This window comes from Acidovorax sp. PRC11 (assembly GCF_031844105.1).
In the GTDB taxonomy this organism is placed as follows: Bacteria; Pseudomonadota; Gammaproteobacteria; order Burkholderiales; family Burkholderiaceae_C; genus Paracidovorax.
This window is the reverse complement of sequence record NZ_JAUZUQ010000003.1, coordinates 1-17,417: the sequence shown is the minus strand read 5'-3', so window position 1 is coordinate 17,417 and position 17,417 is coordinate 1. Positions and strand designations below refer to the sequence as shown.

General features: G+C 70.6%; 14 protein-coding genes and 1 pseudogene. 7 read left to right on the top strand and 8 right to left on the bottom strand.

Translation table 11 applies throughout. The features are described 5' to 3' along the window. The first annotated feature begins 70 nt into the window (after positions 1–70). Complete coding sequence (locus Q9R47_RS04040) at positions 71–3,922, top strand: EAL domain-containing protein (protein WP_311231923.1); 3,852 nt, start codon at positions 71–73, stop codon at positions 3,920–3,922. On the opposite strand, the gene Q9R47_RS04035 is transcribed toward Q9R47_RS04040, so the two are convergent. The 3 genes from Q9R47_RS04035 to Q9R47_RS04025 form a co-directional block, all read right to left on the bottom strand. Next, positions 3,867–5,780, bottom strand: coding sequence for a propionate--CoA ligase (locus tag Q9R47_RS04035; protein ID WP_311231922.1), 1,914 nt, complete (start codon positions 5,778–5,780; stop codon positions 3,867–3,869). The two genes, Q9R47_RS04040 and Q9R47_RS04035, sit on opposite strands and share 56 nt — an antisense overlap. A gap of 75 nt (positions 5,781–5,855) precedes the next feature. Further along, a complete protein-coding gene (locus Q9R47_RS04030; protein ID WP_311231921.1) occupies positions 5,856–6,467 on the bottom strand; it encodes an isochorismatase family protein in 612 nt (203 codons plus the stop codon). 363 nt (positions 6,468–6,830) lie between these two features. After that, a complete protein-coding gene (locus tag Q9R47_RS04025) occupies positions 6,831–7,997 on the bottom strand; it encodes a PQQ-dependent sugar dehydrogenase (protein WP_311231920.1) in 1,167 nt (388 codons plus the stop codon). A 188-nt stretch (positions 7,998–8,185) separates the two neighbouring features. Here Q9R47_RS04025 and Q9R47_RS04020 point away from each other — a divergent pair, with 188 nt between their 5' ends. After that, positions 8,186–8,782 carry an NlpC/P60 family protein gene (locus Q9R47_RS04020; RefSeq protein ID WP_311231919.1) on the top strand — a complete coding sequence of 199 codons (597 nt, stop codon included), beginning with the start codon at positions 8,186–8,188 and terminating at the stop codon, positions 8,780–8,782. Positions 8,783–8,831: 49 nt separating this feature from the next. Here Q9R47_RS04020 and Q9R47_RS04015 read toward each other — a convergent pair whose 3' ends face one another. Then, complete coding sequence (locus tag Q9R47_RS04015; RefSeq protein ID WP_311231918.1) at positions 8,832–9,128, bottom strand: hypothetical protein; 297 nt, start codon at positions 9,126–9,128, stop codon at positions 8,832–8,834. Between the two features lie 419 nt (positions 9,129–9,547). Here Q9R47_RS04015 and Q9R47_RS04010 point away from each other — a divergent pair, with 419 nt between their 5' ends. From Q9R47_RS04010 to Q9R47_RS03995, 4 genes are all read left to right on the top strand, one after another. After that, complete coding sequence (locus tag Q9R47_RS04010; RefSeq protein ID WP_311231917.1) at positions 9,548–9,802, top strand: GlsB/YeaQ/YmgE family stress response membrane protein; 255 nt, start codon at positions 9,548–9,550, stop codon at positions 9,800–9,802. A gap of 113 nt (positions 9,803–9,915) precedes the next feature. Beyond that, a complete protein-coding gene (locus Q9R47_RS04005) occupies positions 9,916–10,413 on the top strand; it encodes a hypothetical protein (RefSeq protein ID WP_311232217.1) in 498 nt (165 codons plus the stop codon). 117 nt (positions 10,414–10,530) lie between these two features. Continuing rightward, on the top strand, positions 10,531–13,536 hold the full coding sequence (locus tag Q9R47_RS04000) for a DEAD/DEAH box helicase (RefSeq protein ID WP_311231916.1): 3,006 nt from the start codon (positions 10,531–10,533) through the stop codon (positions 13,534–13,536). Between the two features lie 57 nt (positions 13,537–13,593). Further along, entirely contained in the window at positions 13,594–14,130 is a 537-nt protein-coding gene (locus tag Q9R47_RS03995; RefSeq protein WP_404977089.1) for an EVE domain-containing protein, read from the top strand. A 33-nt stretch (positions 14,131–14,163) separates the two neighbouring features. Here Q9R47_RS03995 and Q9R47_RS03990 read toward each other — a convergent pair whose 3' ends face one another. From Q9R47_RS03990 to Q9R47_RS03975, 4 genes and pseudogenes are all read right to left on the bottom strand, one after another. Continuing rightward, positions 14,164–14,691, bottom strand: a complete 528-nt coding sequence (locus Q9R47_RS03990; protein ID WP_311231915.1) for a carboxypeptidase regulatory-like domain-containing protein — start codon at positions 14,689–14,691, stop codon at positions 14,164–14,166. Between the two features lie 150 nt (positions 14,692–14,841). Further along, positions 14,842–15,585, bottom strand: a complete 744-nt coding sequence (locus Q9R47_RS03985; RefSeq protein WP_311231914.1) for an ABC transporter substrate-binding protein — start codon at positions 15,583–15,585, stop codon at positions 14,842–14,844. Positions 15,586–15,589: 4 nt separating this feature from the next. After that, positions 15,590–16,087, bottom strand: a complete 498-nt coding sequence (locus Q9R47_RS03980; RefSeq protein WP_311231913.1) for a LysM peptidoglycan-binding domain-containing protein — start codon at positions 16,085–16,087, stop codon at positions 15,590–15,592. Positions 16,088–16,127: 40 nt separating this feature from the next. Further along, positions 16,128–17,027, bottom strand: a pseudogene (locus Q9R47_RS03975) (IS481 family transposase). A gap of 53 nt (positions 17,028–17,080) precedes the next feature. Here Q9R47_RS03975 and Q9R47_RS03970 point away from each other — a divergent pair. Continuing rightward, a partial coding sequence (locus tag Q9R47_RS03970; protein ID WP_311231912.1) for a transposase occupies positions 17,081–17,417 on the top strand: 337 nt, incomplete at its 3' end.

The following is a 17,417-nucleotide window of genomic DNA, read 5'->3' as shown; positions in this document are numbered from 1 at the left end:
ATCGCCCTCCGCGCCTGCGCCTGCACCGTCCTCCGGACGGGCGTCCGCATGGCCGGGTCGCCCCCGCGAAATGGCCATTGATACCGGGCTGCTGCTCTGGATCCACGTCGCGCTGGTCGCGGCGCTGGCCCTGGTGCCCGCCCGCCGCCTGGCCGCCACGCCCCCTGACCGGCGGCTGCAGATCGGCAGCGGCCTGGTTGCGGGGGCCGCCTCCTGTCTGTCCCTCTGGGCAGGGCCTTCGGCAGACGCGGTTCCGACCGCCATCGCCGCCGCCTGCCTCGGTCCCCTGGCCGGCGCCCTGAGCGGGCTGGTCGCCGCGGTCGGCGAGGCGGCCTTGCGCCCGGACACCGCGGGCGCAGGCGCGGGCCTGCTCGCCAGTGCCTGGGCCATGGGCTGCGCCTGGGGCGCATTGCGGAGACTGCGCGGGCCCGGGCCCGGCTGGGTCGCGGTCACCGGTCTGGCGGCGACGCTGGCCCTGGCCGCGCGCGCCTGGTCCGGCGCGCCGTCCTGGCCGACGCTCGCGGGCGCCCTGGTCCTCGGGGGCGGGGCCCTTCTGGTGATCGCACGCGCGCGCACCACCGATGCGCTGCTGCGCCGCCAGGCCGACCTGCAGGCCATGCTGGAGGCAACGGCGGGGGGGCGCTGGGAATGGACACTGCACGAAGACCGGCTCGCCTGCCACGGACGGTTCTACGAAGCCTTCGGCATCGAAGCGCATGGCACCGAAGCCTCGGCCCTGCGCTGGACCGCGCTGATGCATCCCGACGATGCGGAGCGCGTGTCCGGGCAGTTGCACCAGGCCCGGCAGAGCCGGGAAGACATGTTCAGCGCCGAGTACCGCGTGCGCGACACGCGGGGCCGCTGGCGGTGGATCCTCTCCCGCGGGCAGGTGGCGGAGCGCGACGCCCACGGCCGTGTCCTGCGCGCCACGGGCGTACACCTGGACGTCACGCCCGCGCGCGACGAGCAGGAGGCCGCGCGCCGGGTGCACGAGCAGCAATCCGTCCTCTACCAGATGCTGCCCGATGCGGCGGCCATCACCGGCGTCGACGACGGTCTCTGCATCGATGTGAATCCCGCATTCACGACGATGTTCGGCATCACCCGCGAGCAGGCATTCGGCCGCACCACCCTCGACATCGGCGTCTGGGCCTGCGCCGCGGAACGCGAGCGCATGATGGAACTGCTGCGCCGGCAGGGCCACGTCGAGAAGATGCCCGCCACGCTGCTGAGCGGAACCCGGACCATCACCGGGCTGTTCTCCGCGCGGAAAATGCGCGTCGGCGACCGGGACTGCCTGGTATCCATCTTCCAGGACACGTCCGAGACCCAGCTTGCGCACGATCAGCTGGCCGCGGCGCACGGACTGCTGCTGCAGGCGGGCCACATGGCCGGGCTGGGCGTCTGGGAACACGGGCGCGGCACCGGGCTGGTGTATTGGTCGGACGCGTGTTTCGGCATCCACGGGGTGCCCCGCGGCTCCCGCCTCCCCGGCCCCTCCGAATACCTGGATCGTTTCGTGGTCGAGCCGTTCCGGGCGCCGCTGGACGGTTACATGCGCCACGGCCTGGAGACCGCCTCCGGCTGGAGCATGGAGCTGCAGGTGCAGCGGGCCGACGACGGCCGCGCCGTCTGGGTCCGGATCCATGCGGAGCCGGTGCTGCGGGACGGCGCGGCGACGGGCATGCGCGGCATCATCCAGGACATCGACGGCTGGCGGCGCGCCGCCGAGCGGCTCACCCAGTCCGAAGACCGCTTCATGCACCTCTTCGAGCTGATGCCCTATCCCGTGCTGATGTCGGAGCGGGCGAACGGCACCTACCTGGTGGTCAACAAGGCCTGGGAACGGCTGACCGGCATCCCGCGAGAGCAGGCTATCGGCCGCACCGCGATCGAACTCGGCATCTTCACCCCGGAAGACCGGCGGCGGCTGCTGCACGACATGAGCGGCCGGAGCGTGCACAACGGCCTGGAAATCGCCGTGCACACCCGCAACGGCGGCACCCGCACCCTGCTGCAGTCCATGCATGCCGCCGAGCTGGACGGGGTGCCGGTGTGGCTGGTGTCGGCCTACGACATCACGGAGCGCAAGCGCGGCGAAGACCTCGTGCGCGAACGCGAGGCCCTGCTGTCGCTCACCCTGTCCGCCGCCTCCCTCGGCCTGTGGGACTGGAGCCTCGCCACCGGCATGGTCGCCGGGGATGCCCGCTGGCGCGAACTCCATGGCCTGCCGGAAGCGCAGGATGCCGTGGCGGCGGACGGAATCCACTGGACCCGCGGCATGGCCCCCGCCGACATCGAGAGCGTCGCGCAGGAGCTGGAGCGCCATCTGGCCGGGCCGGAGCCCCATTTCGACGCGACATGGTACGTAGAGCCCGCTGCCCCCGCCTTCCCGGCGTCGCCCCCCGGCGCGCTGGCAGACCCGCCGGCCGCGGCCGGGCGCTGGGTGCGCCACCTGGGCAAGGTGGTCGACCGCGATGCGGGCGGCCGGCCGCTGCGCATGCTGGGCGTGGCGATGGACGTCACCAGCCAGCGCGCGCAGGAGGATCTGCTGCACCGGCTGGCCCACTTCGACACCCTCACCGGCCTGCCCAACCGCGTGCACCTGGCGGGCCGGCTGGAGCAGGCCATGGCCGCAGCGCAGCAGGATGGACGGTTGCTGGGCGTGGCCTATCTCGATCTCGACGGGTTCAAGCCCGTCAACGACCGGCTGGGCCACAGCGCGGGCGACCGGCTGCTCGTGATCGTGGCCGGCAGGCTGGTGCGGGCGCTGCGGCCCATGGACTGCGTGGCCCGCCTGGGGGGCGACGAGTTCGTCATCCTGCTGCCCGGCCTGCGCAACCGGGCCGATGCCGAGGAGCTTCTGCAGCGCCTCATGGACAACCTCTCGGCGCCCTTCACGCTGGGCACGGAACACGCCGTGGTGACGGCGAGCGTCGGCTACACGCTCTACCCCGAGGACGGCGCCGATGCCGACACGCTGCTGCGCCATGCGGACCATGCCATGTACGGCGCCAAGCAGGCGGGACGCAACCGCGTGCAGGCCTTCGACGCCGCCCAGGAGCGGGCGCGCCAGGCCTGCGCCGACCAGGCCCGGCAACTGCGCGGCGCGCTGGCGTACGGCCAGTTCGAGCTCTACCTGCAGCCCAAGGTGGACATGCGATCGGGCGCGGTGGTCGGCGCCGAGGCGCTGGCCCGCTGGCGGCATCCCGACCGGGGGCTGCTCGCCCCGGCTGCCTTCCTGCCGCTCATCGAGCAGGCGGAACTGGAGACCGCCTTCGGCGAATGGGCGGTCGATTCCGCGCTCGGGCTCATCGAGATGCTGCGTTCCCGGGGGGTGGAGCTGCCCGTGAGCGTGAACATTTCCGCGCGCCATCTGCAGCAGCAGGACTTCGCGCAGTGGGTGGCCGGCCGCATCGCGCTGCGCCCCGGCATGCCGGCGCAACTGCTCGACCTGGAGATCACCGAGAGCGCGGCACTCTACGACATGGACCATGTCGTGCCGCAGCTGCTGCAGTTGCGCCGGCTCGGGGCGACGGTGTCGCTCGACGACTTCGGCACCGGCTACTCCTCGCTGTCCTACCTGCGGCGGCTGCCGATGGACACGCTCAAGCTCGACCGCAGCTTCGTGAGCGGCATGATGACCGACCCGGGAGACTTCGCCATCGTGAAGGGCGTGATCGGGCTGGCGGACTCCTTCGGTTATTCGATCGTCGCGGAAGGCGTCGAGACCGAGGCCCAGGGCGCGGCCCTGCTGGATCTGGGCTGCACCCTGGCCCAGGGATACCGCATCTCCCGGCCGATGGCGGCGGAGGAGTTCCCCGGCTGGGCCAGCGCCTGGCGCGCCCCCGACGGCTGGCGCCGTCCTATCCGATCAGGTCCTTCACCTGCTGCAGCGCCGAAGGATCCTCCATGGTGGTGAGGTCGCCCGGATCGCGGCGCTCGGCCACGGCCTGCAACGCCCGGCGCAGCAGCTTGCCGCTGCGCGTCTTGGGCAGCAGCGCCACGAAATGCACGCGCGCCGGCCGCGCCACCGCCCCCAGCCGCTGGTCCACGAGCTGCATGACCTCGCCTTCCAGCCGGCGGCGCCCCGCGTCGTCGGCCGCGGCGGCGGGATCGCGCGCCACGGCGAAGGCGAGCGCCACCTGGCCCTTCAGCGCGTCGGCCACGCCGACCACGGCCACCTCCGCCACCTGCGGGTGGGCGGCGATGCTCTCCTCGATCTCGCGCGTGCCCAGCCGGTGGCCGGCCACGTTGATCACATCGTCCGTGCGCCCGAGGATGAAGTAGTAGCCGTCCTCATCGCGGATGCCCCAGTCGAAGGTGCTGTAGATCAGCCGCCCCGGAATGCTGTTCCAGTACGTCTGCACGAAACGCGCGTCGTCCCGCCACACGGTCTGCATGCAGCCGGGGGGCAACGGCCCCTCGATCGCGAGCACCCCCTTCTCGCCGGGGGCCGTGAGTTCTTCGCCCGTCGCCTGGTCGAGCAGCTTGACGTCGTAGCCGTACATGGCCTTGCCCGGACTGCCGGCGCGCGCAGCCTGCCGTTCCACCCCATTGGCGAGCGTCAGGATCGGCCACCCCGTCTCGGTCTGCCAGTAGTTGTCGACGATCGGCACGCCCAGCGCGTCGCCGATCCACTGCGCCGTGGGCGCATCCAGCGGCTCGCCCGCGAGCCACAGGGCCTGGAGGCTGGAGAGGTCGTAGCGCTGGAGCCACTCCGGGTCCTGCTTCTTCAGCACCCGCACCGCCGTCGGCGCCGAGAACATGTGCGTCACGCGGTACTGCTCGACGATGCGCCACCACACGCCCGCATCCGGGCGCACCGGCAGGCCCTCGTACATCACCGTCGCCATGCCGGCGATCAGGGGGCCGTAGACGATGTAGCTGTGCCCCACGACCCAGCCGATGTCGCTCGTGGCGAAGAAAACCCCGCCCTCCGCGCCCACGCCGAAGATGTGCCGCATGCTCGCCGCGAGCGCCACCGCGTAGCCGCCGGTGTCGCGCTGCACGCCCTTGGGCCGGCCCGTGGTCCCGCTGGTGTAGAGCGTGTAGCTCGGGTGCGTGGCGTCCAGCCATTCGCACGGCACCTGCGCCTCCAGGTGGCGGGCGCGCAGCGCAGCCCAGTCGTGGTCGCGGCCGTCCTGCAGCTCCATGGGCGCGAGGCCGCGGTCCACCAGCAGCACCGCGCGGGGGCGGTGGCGCGCGAGGCGCAGCGCCTCGTCCAGCAGCGGCTTGTACGGCACCACCTTGCCGCCGCGCGAGCCCGCGTCGGCACTCACGATGGCCACGGGTTCCGCATCGTCGATGCGGGAGGCGAGCGCGCCCGAGGCGAATCCGCCGAACACCACCGAGTGCAGCGCGCCGATCCGGGCACACGCCAGCATCGCGAACGCCGCCTCGGCCACCATCGGCATGTAGATCAGCACGCGGTCGCCGCGCTCCACGCCCAGCGACCGCAACGCCGCCGCCATGCGCTGCACTTCGGCGTGCAGCTCTGCGAAGCTGTAGCTGCGCTCCGTGTCGGTTTCGGACGAGATCGCGATCAGCGCGGTCTGCCCGGCGCGGTCCGGCAGGTGCCGGTCGACCGCGTTGTGGCAGAGGTTGGTGGTGCCGCCCTCGAACCAGCGCGCGAACGGCGGCTGGTCGTAGTTGCAGATGCGCTGCGGCGGCACCTGCCAGCCGATGAGTCGGGCCTGCTCGGCCCAGAAGGCGTCGCGCTCGGCGAGCGATCGCTGGTGGAAGGCCGCATACGCGGCGGATTCGGCGTCTCGGGCCATGTTGGGTCTCCTGATGGTTCTTGTATGGACTCCATCATCCACCATGCGCTTGCGGCAGCCTGACGCCCAGGTACGCTACTTCACGAGTGCCAGCACTTCCTTGAACTCCGGGTGTTCGCAGCCGCGCAGCCATTCGAAGACCACCATTTCGGTCGTCACGAGTTCCGCGCCGGCGCCGGCGAGCCGGTCGAACGCGGCATCGCGATTGCGCTCGGTGCGGGAGCCGCAGGCGTCGGTGACGACCCACACCTCGAATTCGTCTTCCAGCAGGTCGAGGGCGGTCTGCAGCAGGCATACATGGGCTTCGCAGCCGGCCAGCACGATGCTGCCGCGCGTGTCGGCGGGCTGCTGCGCCGCCGGTTTCTGGAGGTGGCGCGGGAGGCTGCGGGCGTTGCCGCCCTGCTGCGGGCGGGCCGGCGGGCGCAGCCATTCGCCCAGGCCTTCCTCGGCGGCACTGAATTGCATTTTGGCGAGGGTTTTGCGGCAGAGGGCGCGCAGGGCGGGGTCGTTCTGTCCGAGTTTGGAGGGGTTCTGTTCGGTGCCCCAGACGGGCACGTCGAGGGCGCGGGCCGCCTGCGCGAGCCGGCGTGCGTTGGCGAGCACGGCCGGGCCGTCGGAGATGGCGGGCATGAGGCGGTCCTGGTAGTCGATCAGGACGAGTTGGGATTCAAGGGCGTCGAGCAGCATGGGGCGGGGCGAGGGGCGGGTCTTCGGATGGGCGAATGGCGCATTGTCGCAAGACCTGGGGGGTTAGTGAGCGACGGGTGTGGCGTGGCGGTGCGTGGCGCTGCGGGAATGCGGGGACGGGGGTGCGCGGGCTCTGCGCTCGGGCCGGGATCGCCGGGTAGCCCCTTCCGCGAATGTCCCCCGGCTTCGCCTCCTCCTTGATTTCGCTGCAGGGGCCACCCGGCGCTCTCGGCCTGATGGGGGCTCTGCTATGTCACATCACTTCATGCCATGTCGGGTCGTGCCGGGCCGTTCTGCGAGCCGTTCGCGGGACGCGCCGGACCAGGCGCGGCAATGGCGGCGGAAGGGCCGTGGCAGGCGCCCTTATGGCGCTGCGGGCCGCAGGCGCAGCAGCTGCCCCTGCGGGCTGTCGGTGAGCAGGTAGAGCCACCCGTCGGGGCCCTGGCGCACGTCGCGGATGCGCTGGCCCAGGTCGGCCAGCAGGTATTCGTCCCGCACGACGCGGCCGTCCTTCAGTTCGAGGCGGTGCAGGCGCGCGAACTTCAGGGAGCCGATGAACAGGCTGCCTTTCCAGGCGGAGCCGTAGCGGTCGCTGGTCAGGAACGCCATGCCGGAAGGGGCGATCGACGGCACCCAGTAGTGCACGGGCGGTTCCATGCCGGATTTCTGGGTCAGGCCCTCGCCGATCTTTCCGCCGCCGTAGTTTTCGCCGAAGGTGACCACCGGCCAGCCGTAGTTGCGGCCTGCCTGCGGGATGTTGATTTCGTCGCCGCCCTGGGGGCCGTGCTCGTGCATCCACAGCCGCCCGTCGGGGCCGATGGCCGCGCCCTGCCCGTTACGATGGCCCCAGCTCCAGATTTCGGGGAGGCCACCCTGCCCCTGGGCGAACGGATTGCCGGGGCCAGGGCTGCCGTCGGGCTGCACGTGCACGACCTTGCCGAGGTGGTTGTCGGTCTTCTGGGCGTCGTCCTTGCGTTCGAAGCGCTCGCCAAGGGTCAGGAACAGCGATCCGTCGGCCGCCTGGGCGATGCGGCAACCGAAATGCAGCCGGCTCGCCACCTTGGGTTGCTGGCGGAAGATCACCCGCACGGACTCCAGCGTTTTCCCGCCGGCAGGCAGCACGGCGCTGGCCAATGCCGTGCCGTTGGCGCCCCCTCTCCCCTCGCCGGGCTCGGAGAAACAGAAGAAGATGCGCCGGTTGCGCTCGAACTGCGCATCGGTGATCACATCCAGCAGCCCCCCCTGGCCGCCGGCATCGATCTTCGGCAGGCCTTGCAAGGGCGACCCCAAGCGGCCATCGCCGGACACGATGCGCAGGCGGCCGGGACGTTCCGTGATGAGGAAACTGCCATCTGGCAGGAATGCGAGGCCCCACGGGTTCGATAACCCTTCGGTGATGTGTTCAACCGTAACCGGTGTTCTTGAAACCACGGGGGCCGGTGGAGAAGGCTCGGTTGACCGGGCCGACGCAACACCCAAACCGACCGCAGCGAACACCGCAACAGCCGCCAAATTCCTGCAAATGCGCATCAAATGTCCTCTTTATGAATTTCCACGCAACCGTCTTAGTCGGCGCGAGGTGCTGTCCTGCAGCGCCACGAACGACGTTCGCACCGTGCTTGTAGGACTTGTCCGATAGGCTAAACCGATGAAGAAAAGACCTGCAGCAACATTTTTTGCATTTTGACCGTCCGCGAGGCGTGGTACTCTCGCGACCCATGTCACGTTGGATTTGCCTTTTGTTACTGGTTTGCGCCAGCGCCACCGCCCAGGCCGCTCCCCACAACAACGCAGCCGCCTCGGCCACTGATGACCTCGATCGGTTCCTGATCGACCGCCATCAGGTGCTCAATCAGCTGCGCGAAGTGAGGGCTTCCGTCCAGGACCGTACCGGCGAGTTGATCTCCACCGCCATGGGCTTCCTCGGCGTGCCCTACCGCCGTGGTGGCAATACCGCCGACAGCGGCTTCGATTGCAGCGGTTTCATCCGCGCGATCTACGGCCAGACCGTCGGGCTCGCGCTGCCCCGCCGCGCCAATGAGCAGGCCGAGGCCACCGAGAAGATCGACAAGAAGGATCTCCAGCCCGGCGATCTCGTCTTCTTCAATACCATGCGCCGCGCCTACAGCCATGTGGGCCTCTATCTCGGCGAAGGCAAGTTCATCCATGCGCCCCGCTCCGGCGCCGAAGTCCGTGTCGAGGACATGAGCGCTTCCTACTGGAAGCTCCGCTTCAACGGCGCCCGCCGCGTTCTCAGCGAAGAGGAATCCGCCAGCCTGCTGCCCAAGGCCTCGGCCCAGAATCCGATCAACTGATCCCCCTGCTCCGTGCCATCCGACGCCCGCTCTGCGGGCGTTGTGCTTTTCAGGAGCCCGGCTGGGGCTTGCCCACGATCCGCGGCTCCACCTCCTTGTTCGGCCCGGCCGGCGCTCCGGAAGCCCGGGTGCCCGGCGGGTGCAAGAGCGCCTTCGCTTCCGCCATGTCCTGCTGGTAGCGCTTGCGCGCTTCATCCTCGCAGCCCTGTCGCACTGTTGCGCCCTGGGACCGGCAATCCGCCAGCGCGGCTTTCAGACCGCCGCCTGCTTCCCGGATGGCCGACTGGTATCGCTGCTCCGCCGTCGTGTCGGGCCGTGCACCCCGGTCGAGCGATGCACTGTCCAAGTCTGGCGAAGCCGCCCACGCCAAGGGTGTGCAGCACAATAGGGCCGTGGCCAGCCACTGCCGGGCCCGGCGCTCGCCTGCCGCACAACGGTTCGCATCGCACATCCTGGCATCCGTCCTTTCTCGGGGGCTCGCTGGTCGGGCAACGATAAGACGGACAGGGGGCCGCACGCGCCGGAAGCGCTCCCAACGGCCTGTGGGATGGTTCCCACACGGGCCGGGCCGACCACATTAGCCCCCCTCGCACCCCGGCGGTACTCGGATCGGCCGCCTCCGGCCGTGGTCCGCTGTGCACCTTGTCTGACACGACCATGCCGGACCGCCGGGTAGATTGGCGGCGTCCGAGGGGCACCGGGCACGGAGCCCGGCCCCGTTGGGATCACCCACATCCTTCCTTCGTACCGGAAAGCGAAAAAACCATGTTCTCCCTCATTGGAACCCTGCTGGTCGGCCTCGTCGTCGGCCTTCTCGCCCGCGCGCTCAAGCCCGGTGACGACAAGCTCGGCTGGATCATGACCGCGTTGCTCGGTATCGCCGGCTCCTTCCTGGCCACCTACGTGGGCGTGGCGATGGGCTGGTACGAGCAAGGGGAAGCGGCAGGCTGGATCGCCTCCGTGATCGGCGCGATCGTACTGCTCGCGATCTATGGACTGATCCGCAGCAGGGCCCGCTGATTCCGCGCCGCCCGCTCCGCATCGCCATGGCTCTGTTCTCGAAACCTGCCCGCAAAGACCGCTCGCCGTCGCCGTCCGGCACGGACAAGGACGGTGCGCCCGACGCGCAGGCGCTGGCCCGCGGCCATCCTGCTCTGGAGGCCGCCGTCGCCCGCAGCCGCAAGCTGTTGCACCGCCGCGCGATGATGGCCGCGGCGGCAGGGGTCGTTCCCGTGCCCGGACTCGACTGGGCGGTGGATGCGGCCCTGCTGACGCGCCTCATTCCCCAGATCAATGCCGAGTTCGGGCTGACGCCAGCGCAGCTCGACCGGCTGACACCCCACAAGCGCGAACAAGTGCAGAAGGCGGTCGGCATGGTGGGCTCCGCGCTCATCGGCCGGCTCATCACCCGTGAACTGGTCATGCGGGCCCTGCGCATCGTCGGCGTGCGCCTGACGGCGCAGCAGGCCGCCAAGTTCGTGCCGCTGGCCGGCCAGGCGGCCTCGGCCGCGCTGGGTTACGCCACGCTGCGCTACCTCGGGGAAATGCATCTGCGGGACTGCGTGGAGGTAGCGAAGACCTCGGACTTGCTGCTGCCCGCCCCCGCCCCCACCCCTCGCCGCCGGGGCTAGGCCTGAGCGGACCGCGCGGCGCTCGCGGCACCCGCCGCGGGTTTCCCGGGCGTGATGGCATGACCCGCCCTATCCCGGGCGGTACCCATGCCACGAAGCCAGCGGCACAATGCGTCCATGCCCCGTCCGCGCCGTACGTCCGCCGCACTTCCGCCCGCCGCCACGTCGCCATCGCCATCGCCATCGCCACCGTCGTCGCCATCGCCGCCGTCGTCGTCCGGCAGCGCCGCCGTCCATGCGTGGGTCGAGGCCCTGCAGGCGCAGGCGGGTTCTCCTGCGCTGCAGCATCTGCCGCGACTGACGGGCGACGAAGCGCGGCAGGCCCTGGCATTGCTGCGCGACACGGCGTCCTCAGCGCCGGCCTCCTCCGCCGGCCCGGTGACTGCCCTCGGCACCCCGGGCTCTGCGCAAGAGCCTCGCTCCCAGCAGACGTCCGGGGTGGCGGCCTTCCGTCCCCGCCTCACGCTGCGCACGCTGGGCCGTGGCGACGGGTTGCTGGGCATGCGCGCGCAAGGCGCCATCGGCCCGCGCGGCGGGCAGGTCACGCTGGCGCAGGTGGACTGGACCTACCAGCTGGACGATGGCACCCTCTGGAGCGCGCCCGCGCCCACCAGCGTCTTGAACACCCGCGCTCCCGCGCGCGTCGCCGTACCGGGCATGGCGGATGGCTGGCTGCACCGCGACGTGCGTGCCGAGGCGGATGCGGTCGACCTGCTGCGCGATACCGGCCTCGTGCCCATAGCGGCGGACCGCCTGCAGTGGCGCGCTCCGGGCGACGGCGCGGGCCTGATAGGCCACGCGCTCGCCGATGCATCCCCCGGGCAGTCTCCCCTCGCGGGCTCGTCCGCCGGGTCACCAGGAGTGGTGCCCGCGCTGCCCGGTCCGCTGTGGACACTGCCGCAGGAGGCGGCTTTCGGAGACTTCTGGGCCGAGACCGTGCCGCGCCTGCAGGCGGCGGGCTGGTCCGTGGTGGCGGTACCGGGCTTCGCCCACGAAAGCGTGCCCGTGCAGGGATGGCGCATCCTGCTCGACGCCGCCAGCGGCGAGGTGCTGGGCCGCGAAGCCGGACCGTTGGCCCGCCGTTCGCGCTCCGTGCAGAAGCTGCGGCTGCCCGAGCGCGAAGGCGCCTGGCTGCTGAGCCTGGGCGTGGAGATCGACGGCGAAACCCTCGATCTCGCCCCGATGGTGGCCGACCTGCTGCGCCGCGATCCGCGCTGGCTGGACGCGCGCGCCCTCGCCGCCATCGACGACCATGCCACCATCCCGCTGCGCGCCCCGGGCGGGCGCCGCATCGACGCACCCGCGGCACCGCTCAAGGCGATCGTGGGCGCCATGGTGGACCTGCTCACCGATCCGGCACTGCACCAGCGCCGCGCGGGCGAACCGCTGCGGCTGGGGGCCTGGGAGGCGCACCGCATCGATGCCCTGCGCGCCGCGCTCGACCAGAGCGGCCGCGTGGCGCACCGGCAGGCCCAGACCGGGCAGGACCTGGGTTGGCAACTGCAGGGCGACCCCGGCCTGGCGCAACTGGCCCGGCGCCTGCGCGACGCCGGAATGCCGCGGCCGGTCGCCCCGCCGCGAGGCCTGGCCATCGCGCTGCGCCCCTACCAGCGCGACGGGCTGGCCTGGCTGCAGTACCTGCGCGCCCAGGGCCTTGGCGGCATCCTCGCGGACGACATGGGCCTGGGCAAGACCGCCCAGGCCCTGGCCCATCTATTGGCCGAGAAGGAGGCCGGCCGGCTGGCGCGGCCCGCGCTCGTGGTGGTGCCGACCTCGCTGCTCTTCAACTGGCAGGCGGAAGCGGCGCGCATGGCGCCGGGCCTGCGCGTGCTGGCGCTGCAGGGCCCCGACCGTGCGGGGGACTTCATGCGCGCGGCAGACCACGATCTCGTGCTGACCACCTACCCGCTGCTCTGGCGCGATGCCGATGCCCTGGCCGCGCAGCCCTGGCACCTGCTCATCCTCGACGAAGCGCAGATGGCCAAGAACGCCGGCAGCCGCGGTGCCCGCGTGCTGCGCCGGCTGCGCGCCGACCATCTGCTGTGCCTCACCGGCACGCCCCTGGAGAACCACCTGGGCGAGCTCTGGGCGCATTTCGACTTCCTGATGCCGGGCTTCCTGGGGGATGCGCGCAGCTTCTCCCAGCGCTGGCGCAAGCCGATCGAGGAGAACGGCGAAACCCTGCGCGCGCAACTGCTGGCGCTGCGCGTGCGCCCGTTCATCCTGCGGCGCCGCAAGGACGACGTGGCGCCCGAACTGCCGCCGCGCACCACCATCGTGGAACGCGTCGTGCTGCAGGGCCGGCAGCGCGAACTCTACGAAGCCGTGCGCACCGGCGCCGACCAGCAGGTGCGCCGCGCCCTGGAACGCCAGGGCTTCGAGGGCGCGCTCATCACCATCCTGGACGCCCTGCTCAAGCTCCGGCAGGTGTGCTGCGATCCCCGGCTCGTCCCGGGCCTTGCGGTCACGCCCGGCATGGAAAGCGCCAAGCTCGACCGGCTCGCCGAGCTGCTGCCGGCGCTGGTGTCGGAAGGCCGGCGGATGCTGGTGTTCTCGCAGTTCACGCGCATGCTGGACCTGGTCGCGGATCGGCTGGATGCGCTTCGCCTGCCCTGGCTGGCCCTCACTGGCGCCACCCCGGCCCGGCAGCGCGGCGCCGTGGTGCGGCGCTTCCAGGAACCGGACACCCAGGGCTCGGCGCCGATCCTGCTGGCCAGCCTGAAAGCCGGGGGCACGGGCCTCAACCTCACGGCCGCCGACACCGTCATCCACCTCGATCCGTGGTGGAACCCGGCGGTGATGGAACAGGCCACCGCCCGCGCTCACCGTATCGGGCAGGACAAGCCGGTATTCATCCACCACCTGGTCGTGGAAGGCAGCATCGAGGAACGCATGCTGGAGCTGCAGGCCCGCAAGCAGGCCCTGGCGGATGGCGTCCTGGGCCACGATGCCGACGGACTGCCGAAATTCACCCCTGCGGATCTGGACGCCCTGCTCGCCCCTTTGGCAGAACCGCTCCGCAACCCGCTCGCCATTCCTGCGGAGGAAGATCCGCGCTGGGGCGCCACCGGAAAGCGCTGCATCCGCCGCGCCTCGCCGCAGGGCGATGCCCCTGGCGGCTGAAGGCTGAAGGCTGATGGCTGATGGCTGACGGCTGACGGCTGGCGGCACAATCCCGCCATGACCTCGCCGGCCCCCTCCTCCAGCACCGAACACGCACGATCGGACACGCAGGCGCCGCCCGGCACCCCGCGTTTCTGGCTCATGAAATCCGAGCCCGCCGAATGCTCGATCGACGACGCACTGGCCGCCCCGAACGCCACCGTCCCCTGGACCGGCGTGCGCAACTACCAGGCGCGCAACTTCATGCGCGATGCCATGCGGGTGGGCGATGGCGTGCTTTTCTACCACTCCAGCTGCGCGGAGCCGGGCATCGCCGGCATCGCCCGGGTGGCTTCTGGCACCCGGCCCGACCCCACCCAGTTCGACCCGGAATCCCCGTACTTCGACCCGAAGTCACCGCAGGACCGACCGCGCTGGCTGTTGCTGGACGTGCAGGCCGTGCGCAAGACGCGGCTCGTCGGCCTCGCGGAGCTGCGAGAACGCCCGGCCCTGGCCGACATGCGCATACTGCAGCGCGGCAACCGGCTGTCCATCACGCCGATCGAACCGGAGGAGTGGCGCGACATCGTCGAAGGATTGCTGGCGGGCGACTGAGCGGGCTCGATCGGCCCGCCCGCGGGACACGCATCAGAACCGGAAGTCCAGCGTCTTCGCGTCCTTGCCCACCATCACCGTCTGGCGTTTTTCCTTGCCGCCGGCGCTCGCTTCCACCTCGTACGAGCCCGCCGGCAGGTCGAGCAGGCAGACCGGGCCGCTCGCGGTGAACGTCAGCGCGCCGGCATCGCCCCAGCCCTGCGGCACCAGCTTGACCTGCACGTCGGCCAGGTAGGCACCGCCCTGCGCCGCGAACAGCAGAGACAGCGGATGGTCCTTCATCGCGGCCCGCATGGCCTGCGACTCGTCCACGCTGATGCCCCCGCAGGTGTAGCGCAGGGAGCCCTGGGTCTTGGCTTCGGGCAGCGGGGCGGACGGCGCGGGGGCCGCAGTTGCAGCCGGAGTGGCGGCAGCGGAGGGAGGCGGCATGTTGCCGGCACGAGCGGGCTGCCCGGGCTGCTGCGCCATGGCGGGCTGCGCGGCGAGCAGGCAGGCCGCCAGCAGGGCCGGGAGGGCCAGGCGGGAAGGGGTCGAGGTCTTGATGGGATGGGTAGACGGCACGGGTTCTCCTTGGGAAACGAGCAGCCGCCATCCTCGCCGTGCGCCGCCGCGCTGCCTGTCGGCGCAGTCTGAGCGGCCTTGTCGGCCCAGGGCGCGCCGGGGCCACGACCTGGCAGCCATGCGCCCCAATGCGCCCCATGCGCCCGAACTTCAGCCCACCTGCGCCGCGGGCGCCACCGATGCGCCCTGCACCCCATGCCGCCGCATCGCCTCCGCCACGAATCCCTGCGCCTTCATCTCCTCGACGAACTCCCGCAGCAGGCAGGCGGCGGCCTCCGGGCGGTCCTTGGGCAGGCCCATCGCCTGCTGGATCACCATGAACCGCCCCGGCAGCAGGCGCAGGCCCGGCAGGCGCTGCGCATCCGCCTCCAGCTGCTGCCGCACACCCGCCGCCACGTCGAGCGACTGCTCCAGGAAGGTTCCGACCACCGCCGGCGAACTCGGTGCCCGCACGATGCGCGCGGCCTTCAGCTCGCGCGTCAGGAACAGATCGTAGGCACTGCCCTGCCCCACCGCCACCGACACCCCCGCACGGTCCACCTGCGCGTTGTCGGTGATCGGCGAATCCTCCCGCACCAGATAGGAACCCTCGATCAGCACATACGGCGCCGTGAACGCAATGCCCTCACCTCGCAGCGGATCGATCGCGAAAAAGCCGACATCCGCCTTCCCCGCCCGCACCGCCTCCACCGACTTCGCCGCCGTATCGAACACCACCAGCTCGGCCTCCACACCCAGGCGGCGCGCCAGCTCGCGGGCGAGATCGACGGAGACACCGCCCGGCGCGCCCTGGGCGTCCCGGTGGGCGAGGATGGGGTTGCCGAGGTTGATGGAGGCGCGCAGGCGGCCGGTGGGGGCGAAGGCCGCGGCGACGTCGGGGGAAGCGAGAGGCATGGGGTCAACTCCTCGAAAGGGCAAAAACAGGGTGGGCAACACGGCCACAAAACAAAGAACGCCAAGTCGCGTCGTTCATGGTCGCGGTCTCTTCGGCATTCTGCGCTGGATCCATGCTCCCCATCGCCTGGCTCGGGTCGTACGGCTGGAACGTCTCCACGCTGTTCGCATTCAACGACAGCTTCAGAATCGTCAGCGTCTGCCCCGCCGTGAGCGCCCCGTCGCCCGACACCGCCAGGCTGTTGGCCTCCGCGATGCGCCACCACAGGCTTGCATCGCCCAGCACTTTGCGGGCGATGTCTTTCAGCGTCTCCCCGCCCACCACCGTGTAGGCCACCGGGTCCAGGCTCTGGTTCTTGAGCTTCATCGCCGGGGCCTGCAGACGGAAGTCCGCCGTGTCCACGTACACCGGGTTGTTCGTCGGCTTCGTGCTCTGTTCGGTGGTCGGCGCGTCTCCGTAGCGCGCCAACACTTCTCCGTTGGCGACCAACTGGCGCTGCACGTGGCCGGGGGTCAGGTTCAGAGCGACAGCGTTTGAAGGGCTAGGTGTGAACCGTCAAGAGGTTGTTTGCAGATTTGAGTCTGTGCATCGGAGCGATGCTGCCGATGGCGCTGTGCGGTCGATGCCAGTTGTAGTGATGCTGCCAGCCGGCCAGAGCGTCGGTTCGCTCGGCTGAGTTCTGGTACGTCCAGCCATAGGCCCACTCGCGCAGGGCCGACTGGATGAACCTCTCGGCCTTGCCATTGGTTTGTGGCCGGTATGGTCTGGTGAACTTGTGCTGCACGCCCAAGGCCTTGCAGGCCGCCGCAAACTCCCGCGAGCGGAAGGCCGAGCCATTGTCGGTGAGCAGCCGTTTGACGCTCACGCCCAGCCCGGCGTAGTACGCCACGGCGTTGTGCAGAAACTCGACGGCCTCGTGCTTCTTCTCGTCTGGATGCATCGCCGTAAAGGCGATTCGGGCGTGGTCGTCGATCGCCACGAACAGGGTCTCCCAGCCCTGCGCCGTCCACCGAGTCGCGTCGATTGCCTGTCACGCGGTGGCTGGGACGCACGATGCGCCCGAGCTTCTTGGTGTCGATGTGCAGCATGTCGCCGGGCGCGTCGTGCTCGTAGCGAACCACGGGCTCTGAGGGCTCCAGGTCGCTAAGTCGCGACAGGCCTGCGCGAGCCAACACGCGGCTGACGGTGGAGTCCGAGACACCTGCGTAGCGTGCAATGCGTGACTGCAGCATTCGACGCTTGCGCAGTTCGACGATGAGCAGCGCTTTGGACTCGTCGATGGCCCTGGCGAGCGTGTGGGCCTGGAAGATGCATCGGCCAAGGCGGCTTCGCCGCCACTGAGATACCGCCCAAGCCACTTCCTGGCGGTCTGGGCTGTCACACCTTGAGCCGCGCCGGCTTGGGCTGCATCCAGGCCCTGCAAATGAGATAGCCCCCTGATTCCCCGGCCCCGTCCTGTCGCTTATCTTTGGAGATAGGAACAGGACTGTGCATATGACTAGGCATACGGAGTCAGTAGAGGTAGTGGTGAAGGACCAGCGCCGCAGGCGCTGGTCCCCGGCGGAGAAAGCTGCCCTGGTACGGCGCACCTACGAGCCAGGCATGAGCGTATCGCTGGTGGCCCGCCAGGAAGGCGTCTCGGCGGGGCTGCTGTTCCAGTGGCGCAAGCTCGAGCGCCAGGGGGCATTGACGGCCGTGTCCGCGGGTGAAGCCGTGGTGCCGGCTTCGGAACTGGCGGCTGCCCGCGCGGAGATCACCAAGCTCCAGCGCGTGCTCGGCAAGAAAACCCTGGAGAACGAAATCCTCAAGGAAGCCGTGGAGTACGCAGCCG